The sequence below is a fragment of the Sphingomonas sp. genome (assembly GCF_035317925.1).
In the GTDB taxonomy this organism is placed as follows: domain Bacteria; phylum Pseudomonadota; class Alphaproteobacteria; order Sphingomonadales; family Sphingomonadaceae; genus Sphingomonas_I.
Window position 1 is genome coordinate 1 of sequence record NZ_DATHFV010000123.1, and the last position, 9,426, is coordinate 9,426.

Annotated in this window: 14 protein-coding genes; 8 read left to right on the plus strand and 6 right to left on the minus strand. The window is 66.1% G+C overall.

Going from position 1 to position 9,426, the window contains the following annotated elements; all coding sequences use genetic code 11:
• The 5 genes from VK533_RS08860 to VK533_RS08880 form a co-directional block, all read left to right on the plus strand.
• A partial coding sequence (locus tag VK533_RS08860; protein ID WP_324376542.1) for an elongation factor G occupies window positions 1–1,472 on the plus strand: 1,472 nt, incomplete at its 5' end.
• An 88-nt stretch (window positions 1,473–1,560) separates the two neighbouring features.
• Complete coding sequence (locus VK533_RS08865; protein WP_324376544.1) at window positions 1,561–1,884, plus strand: metalloregulator ArsR/SmtB family transcription factor; 324 nt, start codon at window positions 1,561–1,563, stop codon at window positions 1,882–1,884.
• Window positions 1,881–2,276 (plus strand): SRPBCC domain-containing protein, encoded by a 396-nt coding sequence (locus tag VK533_RS08870; RefSeq protein ID WP_324376546.1) that lies wholly within the window; start codon window positions 1,881–1,883, stop codon window positions 2,274–2,276. Before VK533_RS08865 ends, VK533_RS08870 begins: the two co-directional genes overlap by 4 nt.
• Before the next feature lie 30 nt (window positions 2,277–2,306).
• Window positions 2,307–2,525: a hypothetical protein gene (locus tag VK533_RS08875; RefSeq protein ID WP_324376548.1), complete on the plus strand. Its 219-nt coding sequence runs from the start codon at window positions 2,307–2,309 to the stop codon at window positions 2,523–2,525.
• Window positions 2,522–2,899, plus strand: coding sequence for a DUF1801 domain-containing protein (locus tag VK533_RS08880; protein ID WP_324376550.1), 378 nt, complete (start codon window positions 2,522–2,524; stop codon window positions 2,897–2,899). Before VK533_RS08875 ends, VK533_RS08880 begins: the two co-directional genes overlap by 4 nt.
• 7 nt (window positions 2,900–2,906) lie before the next feature.
• Here the strand turns inward: VK533_RS08880 and VK533_RS08885 are convergent, their stop codons facing one another.
• The 3 genes from VK533_RS08885 to VK533_RS08895 are packed head-to-tail and all read right to left on the minus strand — an operon-like array spanning window position 2,907 to window position 4,564.
• A complete protein-coding gene (locus VK533_RS08885; protein WP_324376553.1) occupies window positions 2,907–3,449 on the minus strand; it encodes a pseudouridine synthase in 543 nt (180 codons plus the stop codon).
• A gap of 8 nt (window positions 3,450–3,457) precedes the next feature.
• Window positions 3,458–4,057 (minus strand): TIGR02466 family protein, encoded by a 600-nt coding sequence (locus tag VK533_RS08890; protein ID WP_324376555.1) that lies wholly within the window; start codon window positions 4,055–4,057, stop codon window positions 3,458–3,460.
• Window positions 4,058–4,072: 15 nt separating this feature from the next.
• Window positions 4,073–4,564: a MarR family winged helix-turn-helix transcriptional regulator gene (locus VK533_RS08895; RefSeq protein WP_324376557.1), complete on the minus strand. Its 492-nt coding sequence runs from the start codon at window positions 4,562–4,564 to the stop codon at window positions 4,073–4,075.
• A gap of 58 nt (window positions 4,565–4,622) precedes the next feature.
• Here VK533_RS08895 and VK533_RS08900 point away from each other — a divergent pair, with 58 nt between their 5' ends.
• Both VK533_RS08900 and VK533_RS08905 read left to right on the plus strand, forming a co-directional pair.
• On the plus strand, window positions 4,623–5,648 hold the full coding sequence (locus VK533_RS08900; RefSeq protein WP_324376559.1) for a hypothetical protein: 1,026 nt from the start codon (window positions 4,623–4,625) through the stop codon (window positions 5,646–5,648).
• 103 nt (window positions 5,649–5,751) lie between these two features.
• Window positions 5,752–6,645, plus strand: a complete 894-nt coding sequence (locus VK533_RS08905; RefSeq protein WP_324376561.1) for a GGDEF domain-containing protein — start codon at window positions 5,752–5,754, stop codon at window positions 6,643–6,645.
• 69 nt (window positions 6,646–6,714) lie between these two features.
• Here VK533_RS08905 and pth read toward each other — a convergent pair whose 3' ends face one another.
• The 3 genes from pth to VK533_RS08920 all read right to left on the minus strand — a co-directional run bounded on the left by pth (window position 6,715) and on the right by VK533_RS08920 (window position 9,059).
• The gene (pth, locus tag VK533_RS08910; RefSeq protein WP_324376563.1) at window positions 6,715–7,281 is read right to left on the minus strand and encodes an aminoacyl-tRNA hydrolase; all 567 of its coding nucleotides are present in this window, start codon (window positions 7,279–7,281) and stop codon (window positions 6,715–6,717) included.
• A gap of 48 nt (window positions 7,282–7,329) precedes the next feature.
• Entirely contained in the window at window positions 7,330–7,962 is a 633-nt protein-coding gene (locus VK533_RS08915; protein WP_324376565.1) for a 50S ribosomal protein L25/general stress protein Ctc, read from the minus strand.
• Between the two features lie 221 nt (window positions 7,963–8,183).
• On the minus strand, window positions 8,184–9,059 hold the full coding sequence (locus tag VK533_RS08920) for a TraB/GumN family protein (protein WP_324376567.1): 876 nt from the start codon (window positions 9,057–9,059) through the stop codon (window positions 8,184–8,186).
• 87 nt (window positions 9,060–9,146) lie between these two features.
• Here VK533_RS08920 and VK533_RS08925 point away from each other — a divergent pair.
• A partial coding sequence (locus VK533_RS08925; RefSeq protein ID WP_324376569.1) for a glycine--tRNA ligase subunit alpha occupies window positions 9,147–9,426 on the plus strand: 280 nt, incomplete at its 3' end.

Genomic DNA, 9,426 nt, shown 5'->3' on the forward strand with positions numbered 1-9,426 from the left:
AACGGTCGGAACGGGTGCCGCTCGCCGCGCATCTTCGCGACGACGAGGCGGCGGCGCGCTTCCATATGCTCGAGCAGCTGGCCGATCATGACGATGCCCTGCTCGAACAATTGCTGATCGACGAGGCGCCGCAACTCGACACGATCTTCGGCGATCTCGCGCGCGAAACGGCGGCAGGGCTGATCGCGCCGGTTTTGTTCGGATCGGCGCAGAACGGCTTCGGCATCGGCCGGCTGCTCAAGATGCTGCGGCACGATACGCCGCTGGCGGCCACGACCGCGCAGCGGCTGGGGATCGAGGGTGCTACCGCCGAGATATTCAAGATATCGCATGGCTGCGCGGTCGGCCGGCTGGCGTTCGCGCGCGTGTTCGGGGCGCCGCTGGCCGAAGGGGCCGAACTGGTCGGCTGCGACGGGGCGCGCACGCGGGCGGGATCCCTGTTCGCGCTGCAGGGCAGCCAGACGATCAAGATCGCGCGCGCCGCGCCGGGGGACATGATCGGCATCGCCAAGATCGACACGGCGCAGGCGGGCGACCGGTTCGGCACCACGGGCCGGGCACCGGTGGCCGCGCAAACGACCGAGCGGCCGGTGACCAATTGCGCGCTGGCGATCGCGGCCAAGGATCATAAGGACGATGTGCGCCTGTCGACCGCGCTCAACCGGCTGATCGAGGAAGACCCCGCTTTGCATTGGGGCACCGACGAGGCGACGCGCGAGACATTGCTGCACGGGCTGAACGACGAGCATCTGAACGTCGTGCTGGCGCGGCTGAAGCGGCGTTACGGCGTCGCGGTATCGTCGAGCCCGCCCGCGGTCGCGTACAAGGAATCGATCCGCAAGACGGTGACGCAGCACGGCCGCCACAAGAAGCAATCGGGCGGCCACGGTCAGTTCGGCGATGTGATCATCGAGGTCCGGCCGCTGGCGCGCGGCGAAGGCTTCCGGTTCGAGGACAAGATCACGGGCGGCGCGATCCCGCGGCAATGGATTCCCGCCGTCGAACAGGGTGTGCGCGATGCGATGGCGAGCGGGCCGATGGGCTTTCCGGTGGTGGACGTCGCGGTCGCGCTGACCGACGGATCGTTCCACAGCGTCGACAGCTCCGAGCTCGCCTTCCGCACCGCCGGCCGGATCGCGATGGCGGAAGCGCTGGCGGCGGCCGCGCCCTATCTGCTCGAGCCGATCGCGCAGGTGATCGTGCACGCGCCGGGCAACGCGGTGTCGCGGATCACGTCGGCGGCGACGAGCCGGCGCGGCCAGATGCTGGGGATCGAGCCGCTCGACGGCTGGTCGCGCTGGGACCGGATCGCGCTGACTTTGCCCGAAGCCGAACTGCACGGGCTGGAGACCGAGCTCCGGTCGCTGAGCCAGGGCATGGCGCATTACGAGGCGCGGTTCGACCATCTGGCGGAGGTGAACGGCAAGGTTGCGAGCGGGATCGTGCAGCAGCGCGTGCCGGAGCCGGCCTGAGGAAGGGCGGCGAGCGCGCCCGCGCGCTTGACTCAATCATAACTCGCTGGTTATGGGAATAGCCATAGCCAACGAGTTATGAGTCCCGATGCCGCACACACCTGACCTGCTGTTCCGAACGCTCGCCGACCCGACGCGGCGGGCGATCTTCGAGCGGCTGTGCCGCGACGGGGAGCAGACGGTGGTGGCGATGACGGCGCTCGCCGGGGTGTCGCAGCCGGCGGTGTCCAAGCATCTCGGCATACTCAAGCGCGCCGGGCTGGTGCGCGACCGCCATGCGGGGCGCCAGACCCATTACACGGCGCAGCTCGAAGCGCTGGCGCCGTTGGTCGACTGGACCAAGCAGATGGCGGGCTTCTGGGAAGGCCGGTTCGATCATCTCGAGGATTTGCTGAAGAGGATGGATCAATGACCGAGACGCGCTCCGTCGTCGTCGAACGCGAGATCGCTTACCCGCCGGAAAAGATCTGGCGCGCGCTGACGCAGCCGCATCTGATCGAAGACTGGCTGATGAAGAGCGACTTCGCGCCGGTGGTGGATCACGATTTCACGTTCCGGGGCGACTGGGGATCGGTCGATTGCCGGGTGCTGGAGGTCGAGCCGCACAGCAGCCTGGCCTACACATGGGGTGCGATGGGGCTGGAAAGCGTCGTCACCTGGACACTCACCCCGACCGCCGCGGGCACGCATCTACGCATGGAGCAGACCGGTTTCCGGCCGGATCAGGAGCAGGCCTATCAGGGCGCCAAGATCGGCTGGCGCAACTTCCTGGCCAAGCTGGAACAGGTCGTGGCGCGGGACTGAGCTTCGCCGAGCGTTTCAACAGGAGGTACAATGACCTGGAGCTTATGGATCAGGCAGAGCCATCGCTGGCTGTCGATCGCCTTCACGCTGACGGTGATCGCCAATTTCGCGGTGCGGATCAAAGGCGAACCGCCCTTGTGGGTTACCTATTCGCCGCTGCCGCCCTTGTTCCTGCTGCTGTTCAGCGGCCTGTACATGTTCGTGCTGCCTTATGCCGCCGGCCGGCGCCGAAAGAGAGAAGTGTCATGAGCAGTGAGCCAACGCCGTCTGAAAAGATCGACGCGCGGATAAAGGAACTGGGCGACTGGCGGGGCGAGACGCTCGCCCGGCTACGCGGCCTGATCAAGCAGGCCCTTCCGGACGTGATCGAGGAATGGAAATGGCGCGGGGTGCCGGTCTGGTATCAGGACGGCATGATCTGCACCGGCGAGACCTACAAGGCGGTGGTCAAGATGACCTTTGCCAAGGGGGCCGCGCTCGACGATCCGGCGCGGCTGTTCAATTCGAGCCTCGACGGCAATGTGCGGCGTGCGATCGATTTCCCCAAGGGTGAGGCGATCGACGAGGCGGCTTTGGTGGCGCTGATCCGCGCGGCTGCGGCGTTGAACGGGAAGAAGGGGTAATCCTTCTCTACCCTTCGACCTCGCGCCATTCGCCCGGCGGGATGCCTTCGAGCGTCCACGCGCCGATGCTCCAGCGGACCAGCCGCAGGGTCGGGTGGCCGATCGCCGCGGTCATGCGGCGGACCTGGCGGTTGCGGCCCTCGGTGATCGTCAGCCGGAGCCAGAAATCGGGGATGCTCTTGCGGACGCGGATCGGCGGATCGCGCGGCCAGAGATCGGGCGGATCGATCGCTTCGACCTCTGCCGGGCGGGTCATGCCGTCTTTCAGATGTACGCCTTGGCGTAGCGGATCGAGGGCCGCGTCGTGCGCGTCGCCTTCGACCTGAACCAGGTAGGTTTTCGGCGTCTTGTATTTTGGATCGGCGATCCGCGCCTGCAGCCGGCCGTCGTCGGTGAGCAGCAACAGCCCTTCGCTATCGAAATCGAGCCGGCCCGCCGGATAGACGCCGGGCAGATCGATAAACGGCTTGAGCGTCGGGCGCCCCGTGCCCTCGTCCGTAAACTGCGAGAGCACGCCATAGGGCTTGTTGAACAGGATCAGGCGCGGCATCGCCCGCTTTACCGATAGTTGAAGCTGATCGAGATGCGTTCGTCCTTGGCGTCGCTCGCCGTCACTTCGTGGCGGAGCCAGCTTTCCCACAGGAAGATCGAGCCCGCTTTGGGTTCGGCATAGACGAAGGTCTGGAGGTCGGGCGCCGCGTCGGGCAGGCGCTGGGGCGCGGCCATCATCAGCGGCAGGCGCGGATCTTCCAGCTTGAGCGGGCCCGAGCCCGGCGGGACGGCGATGTAGATCGTGCCCGAGACGATGCTGTGCGGGTGGATATGGCCCGAATGGGTACCCCTGCGCTTCATCACATTGACCCACAGGCTGTCGAGCTTGAGCGGTTTGGCAAGATCGAAGCCGCAATCCTTCGCGAAGGCGGCGACGTGGCGGTTCAGCGCCTTGACCAGATCGGCGAAGGTCGGGTCGCGCTGGGGCAGGTCGTTGAGCGAGGCGTAGGAGGTGTAGCCGCGATAGCCGTGTTCCTTCGACCAGGCCTGGCCGGCGCGATCGTCTACCGCCAGCGTACGGCAGCTATGGTCGAGCTCCGCCAGCAGCGCATCGTCATCGAGCGCGCCTTCGTAGAAGCGGGTTGCGAACAGGCTGCGTGAGGTCATGATGCAGCGATAGGGTCAGGCGGGGCGCTTGCCAATCGCCGGGGCGGCGAGGAGCTTGCCGGTTTCGGCGCGCAGGATCGCGATCGTGTCGGCGAGGTGGCGCAGGATCAGGGCGCGCTCGGCGTCCGAATAGCGCGCGTCGAGCTTGTCCATCGCCGCGCTCAGGGTTGCGAACACCGGGCCGAACATCGCGAACAATTCGTCGCTGCGGCGCGCCTCGACGATCACGCTGCGGCGATCGGTCGGGTGCGCGACGCGTTCGGCGAAGCCGGCCTTGGTCAGGCGATCGACGATGCCGGTGATCGCACCGCTGGTGAGGCCGGTTTCGTGGACGAGTTCGCCCGGCGTCATCCGCCCGCGTTCGGCGAGCAGGCCGGCGCATTTGCGCTCGGCCGCGGTCATGCCGACCGCGCGCGCCACCGCCTCGTGAAAGCTCACCACCGCCGTCGCCAGCTCGCGGTGCAGGCGGTTCGATTCCGCCGCGCCGTCCGATGCCCGTTTCGTCATTGCATTTATCTCACAGCTAAGATACTTACAGATTACATACTTGGTTGGAGGATGTCCAATGGCCGCCGTGGCAGACCGCAAACGCAGCTTTTTTTCGGCGATAGCGCCCGCCTTGCTGGTGATGGTGCTGGCGCCCTGCTTCACCGAATTGCTGCTCGGCGGCACGCGGCTGTCGGCGATCATCGGCTTTCCGCCGATCCTGTTCATGGAGACGATCGTGTGGGGCGGCAGCGCGCTGATGCTGCGCGCGCTGGCGCGCAAGCTCGGCCTCGGCTGGGGCAGCCTGCTGCTGTTCGGGCTGATCATCGCGGTGGCCGAGGAATTCGTGATCCAGCAGACCAGCTTCGCGCCGCTGGTGATCAAGCTGAAGGGCGTCGAATGGGCGCGCGCGGGCGGGATCAACTATGTCTATGCGTTGTGGGCGCTGGCCTATGAGGCGGTGTGGGTGGTGCTGATGCCGACTTTGGTCGCGGAGATGGTGTTCCCCGACCGCAAGACCGAGACCTGGCTGAGCAAGACCGGGCTGGCGATCGTCGGCATCCTGTTCCCGATCGGATCGATGATGGCCTGGTTCGGCTGGACGCATATTGCACGGGTGCAGACGTTCCATTTGCCGATCTACAATCCTTCGCCGGCGGAATTCGCGGGCGCGCTGGCGGTGATCGCGGCCCTGTTCGTATGGGCGATCAAATTCCCGCCGCGCTTCCTCGGCTCGGCCGCCCTACCCGGACCGGTCGTGCTCGGCCTGGGCGGCGCGGTCTGGTCGACGCTCTGGTTCGGAATGGTGGTGCTGGCCTTCGGTCTCCACCCCGAGCTGAATGCGCCGGCGGTGTTCGCCGCCGGGCTGGTGCTGATGGCAGCCATCCTGCTCGCGCTGCCGCGGTGGGGCGCCAATCCCGGTTGGACCGAGCGGCACAGCTTCGGCCTGTTCTTCGGCACGCTGACCGGCGCGATGCTGGCGACCTCGGTCGGTTTTCAGGGCGCGGCGTTGGAGGACATCGTCTTCAAGGCCGCGACCAACCTGATCGCGCTCGTCCTGATGATCCTGCTCGGCCGCAAAGTGAGCCAAGCCTCGGCAAAATAAGTGCATTTTGGCGACAATTTCGGCGGCCCGACGGAGCTCAGGATAGGCAGCCGGCGGTTATCGGATTAGGGTTGCGCCGTGGGACTATGGGGCAACCGATACGATGCGGGATGACGATGACCGTTTCAACGGTCCTCTGCCCCGTGCCATGGCGCGGCTTGCCCGGCTGTCGACAATAGTCGCGTCACTGGGCGGGCTTGCCTGCCTGGCGCTGGTCGTCCTGCTGGACGGCGCCGCGCGCCACGCCGACCTGCGCCTTGTCCCGCTCTATGTGCCCGTGCTCTGCATCACCTGCTGGGGGCTCGGCCGCTGGTGGGCGATCCTGTTCGCGATCGTCGCCGCCTTCGTCGCGTTGTTGCCGGACGTTCTGGTCTCTTCCAGCCCATTGAGCGTGGCGACCGCGACCAATGCGCTGGTCCGCACGGCGACCTACATCTTCCTCGCCCTGATCATCACCGCCTATCGCCGCGCTTATGACGCCGCGGATCACCGGGCGATGTATGACGGGCTGACGGGCGTCCTGAACAAGGTGCCGTTCGAGGCCGCCGCCGCGCGGCATCTCGCGGCCGCCCGGCGCGCGCGGCAGAGCCTGCTGGTCGCCTGTGTCGACCTGGACGGGTTCAAGGAAATCAACGCGATTCATGGCCATTCGGCGGGGGACGGTGCGCTGCGCAGCTTCGCCCGCGAAGCCATGAGCGCGATCCGGGGATCGGATCTGGTCGGCCGTCTGGGCGGCGACGAATTCGGGTTCCTGCTGAGTGCATCGCCTGGACATGGTTCCGAAGCGCTCGTCCATGGGCTGCATGAGCGCCTGACGACGATGCTCGCCAAGACCGGCCTTCCCTTGTCCTGCAGCATGGGCGCGCTGATCGTCTCCCCGCGGGCGACGCTGAGCGAGGCGGAGTTGTTAAATCGAGCCGATCGCCTGATGCGAAAGGCAAAGGCCGATGGAAATGGCCGCGTGCTGACCGAACCGGTCGAGGGTCCGCGCGGCTGACCTTTGGATAGAGCCTGATTCACATCATCAGCGGTAGCGTGCAACGCTTCCACCGATAACGATCAGGCTCTAGGCCAAACGCAGCGCGACCTCGTTCATGAAGCGCACGTCGTCGCCGGCGGCCAGCAAGGGCGCTTCGGCGGCGACCGCGCCGAGCATATCGACGAGATCGTCCATCTCGGCCTTGGCGTAATTGCCGAGCACATAATCGTGGACCCGATCCTTGTGGCCGGGATGACCGATGCCGATGCGGACGCGGCGATAATCCTGACCAAGATGCGCGTCGATCGAGCGCAGGCCGTTATGGCCGGCCGCGCCGCCGCCGGTCTTCACCTTGATGCGGAAAGGATCGAGATCGAGCTCGTCATGGAAGACGGTGATCGCGTCGAGATCGAGCTTGTAGAAGCGCAAGGCCTCACCGACCGCGCGGCCGCTTTCGTTCATGTAGGTGGCGGGTTTGAGCAGCAATATCCGCTCGGTGCCGATGCGGCCGGCGGACGCCCAGCCCTGGAAAGCCTTCTTCCACGGATCGAAGCCATGGACTTCGGCGATCGCGTCCACGGCCATGAAGCCGACATTATGCCGGTTGAGCGCGTATCCCGCGCCCGGATTGCCGAGGCCGATCCAGAGTTGCATCGAAGGTAAGGCCCTCCCCTTCGGGGTGAAGAGGAGGGCCATAAGCCGTTACGCTTCGGGCGTCTCGCCCTCGGTTTCGGGGGCGGCTTCGCCCTCGCCGTCGCTCGACTTGAGCGCCGACGGCGCGACGATCGTCGCGATGGTGAAATCGCGATCGTCGATCGCCGACTTCGAGCCCTGCGGCAACGTCACGTTGCTGATGTGGATCGAGGCGCCGACGTCGAGACCGTCGAGCGAAATGTCGATGTGATCGGGGATTTCCGCCGCATCGCAGATCAGTTCCAGCTCGTGGCGCACGATGTTGAGCACGCCGCCGCGCTTGATGCCGGGCGCCTTCTCTTCATCGATGAACACGACCGGCACGTTGACGTGGACGGTGGTGTGCTCGCTGATGCGCAGGAAATCGACATGCAGCGGACGATCGGTGACCGGGTGAAACTGGACGTCCTTGGGCAGGGTACGGACCAATTCGCCGACGCCGTCGATCATCACGACGGTGTTCATGAAGTGGCCGTTGGCCATTGCCTTGACCAGCGCCTTCTCTTCGAGATGGATCGCCAGGGCTTCCTGCTTGTTGCCGTAAACCACGGCGGGGACGCGGCCTTCGCGACGCATGGCACGGGAGGCTCCCTTGCCTGCCCGTTCGCGCGTCTCAGCCGACAAGGTGAGCAAATCGCTCATATCATGTCTCCAGTTCGCTAGTTGATGGACCCGCCGCCTCCAGGGATGTCCGGCGGGAAGCGGCGGCCTGTAGCGGAAGAGGGGGAAAGGCGCAACCTGAGTCCCCTTCTTCTCCCCTCCCGCCAGCGGGAGGGGTCGGGAGAGGGGCAGGTCGGATTGGCTGGCCCGCGATTGGAACCGCGACTCCCCTCCCCTAACCCCTCCCGCAAGCGGGAGGGGAATCATTGTACCCGAACGGCCTTCAAACCCTTGACGGCGAGCATCTTTTGGACCGAATCCACGCCAACCAGGTGCCCCGCGCCGACCGCGACGAAGACGGTGCCGGGCTTTTTCATCCGGTCGGCCAACTCCTCGGCCCAATTGTGATCGCGCTGGCGGATCAGCAAGTCGCGCAAAGCGGGCGTGAATTCGGGATCGTCGGCGAAGGTCTTCTCGATCGCGGCGGGATCGCCCTTGCTCCAGGCGTCGAGCATCGCGTGGAAATCGGCGCGCGCCTTGGCGGGATCGTCGAGCGTCGAGACGAGGAAGGCGCGCTGGGCGCTTTCGGGCAATTGGTTGAAGAAGCCGAGCTGCGCTTCGGCGGTTTCGAGCCCGTCAACGTCCTTGCCGGAGGCGCGGAACAAGGCGGTCAGTTGCGGTTCGACGCCGGGGCTCAAAGCCGCGTCGACCCCGATCTGACGGAGCGCCGCACCGGTCAGCATGATCGCTGCCGCCCAGCTTTTCATCCCGTCGAGGAAGGCGGGCGGAAAGCCGCTCGCCTTGACCAGGGCGGCGAGTTGCGCGCGCTTTTCGGGCGGCACGCGTTCGGACAAAGGCGGCAGTCCGGTCGCGGCGCCCAGCGTCATCAGGATCGTCGCGACCTTGCCCGGATCCTGATCGAGCACGACCTCCAGCGTCAGCGACTGCGAGCCGTCGATCGCGCGCTTGATGCCGGGATCCATCCAGTTGGTGCCGGCGGGCAGGATATGGATCGTGCCGAACAGCCAGATGGTGGTGTCGGCATCCGCCAGCTTCCAGAGCGCGGGGTGAGCCTGCGGCAATGGTGCGGGCGCGGCGCCCAGGAGGAAAAGCGGGGCGAGGAAGCGAAGACGGAGCATCGGCTCCCTATCCCCTCGCCTTGACCCTCGCGCAAGGCTCCGCCAAACGCCGCTGGTCCCATTTCAACGTGATTTTCGGAGTTTTCCTTGGCCGACGCCAAGCCGCTCAGCTTTCAAAGCCTTATCCTGACGCTCCACGATTATTGGAGCGCGCAGGGCTGCGTCATCCTGCAGCCCTATGACATGGAGATGGGCGCGGGCACGTTTCACCCGGCGACCACGCTGCGCGCGCTCGGGCCCAATCCGTGGAAAGCCGCTTATGTGCAGCCGTCGCGCCGGCCGACCGACGGGCGCTATGGCGAAAACCCCATGCGCCTGCAGCACTACTACCAGTTTCAGGCCATCCTGAAGCCTTCGCCGCCCGACA

What these genes read in the sequence shown, in the direction of transcription:
- VK533_RS08865 (WP_324376544.1), top strand. Translation starts at nt 1,561, where the DNA reads ATGCCGCACACACCTGACCTGCTGTTCCGAACGCTCGCCGACCCGACG.
- VK533_RS08915 (WP_324376565.1), bottom strand. Translation starts at nt 7,962, where the DNA reads ATGAGCGATTTGCTCACCTTGTCGGCTGAGACGCGCGAACGGGCAGGC.
- pth (WP_324376563.1), bottom strand. Translation starts at nt 7,281, where the DNA reads ATGCAACTCTGGATCGGCCTCGGCAATCCGGGCGCGGGATACGCGCTC.
- VK533_RS08920 (WP_324376567.1), bottom strand. Translation starts at nt 9,059, where the DNA reads ATGCTCCGTCTTCGCTTCCTCGCCCCGCTTTTCCTCCTGGGCGCCGCG.
- VK533_RS08900 (WP_324376559.1), top strand. Translation starts at nt 4,623, where the DNA reads ATGGCCGCCGTGGCAGACCGCAAACGCAGCTTTTTTTCGGCGATAGCG.
- VK533_RS08905 (WP_324376561.1), top strand. Translation starts at nt 5,752, where the DNA reads ATGCGGGATGACGATGACCGTTTCAACGGTCCTCTGCCCCGTGCCATG.
- VK533_RS08890 (WP_324376555.1), bottom strand. Translation starts at nt 4,057, where the DNA reads ATGACCTCACGCAGCCTGTTCGCAACCCGCTTCTACGAAGGCGCGCTC.
- VK533_RS08885 (WP_324376553.1), bottom strand. Translation starts at nt 3,449, where the DNA reads ATGCCGCGCCTGATCCTGTTCAACAAGCCCTATGGCGTGCTCTCGCAG.
- VK533_RS08895 (WP_324376557.1), bottom strand. Translation starts at nt 4,564, where the DNA reads ATGACGAAACGGGCATCGGACGGCGCGGCGGAATCGAACCGCCTGCAC.
- VK533_RS08875 (WP_324376548.1), top strand. Translation starts at nt 2,307, where the DNA reads ATGACCTGGAGCTTATGGATCAGGCAGAGCCATCGCTGGCTGTCGATC.
- VK533_RS08880 (WP_324376550.1), top strand. Translation starts at nt 2,522, where the DNA reads ATGAGCAGTGAGCCAACGCCGTCTGAAAAGATCGACGCGCGGATAAAG.
- VK533_RS08870 (WP_324376546.1), top strand. Translation starts at nt 1,881, where the DNA reads ATGACCGAGACGCGCTCCGTCGTCGTCGAACGCGAGATCGCTTACCCG.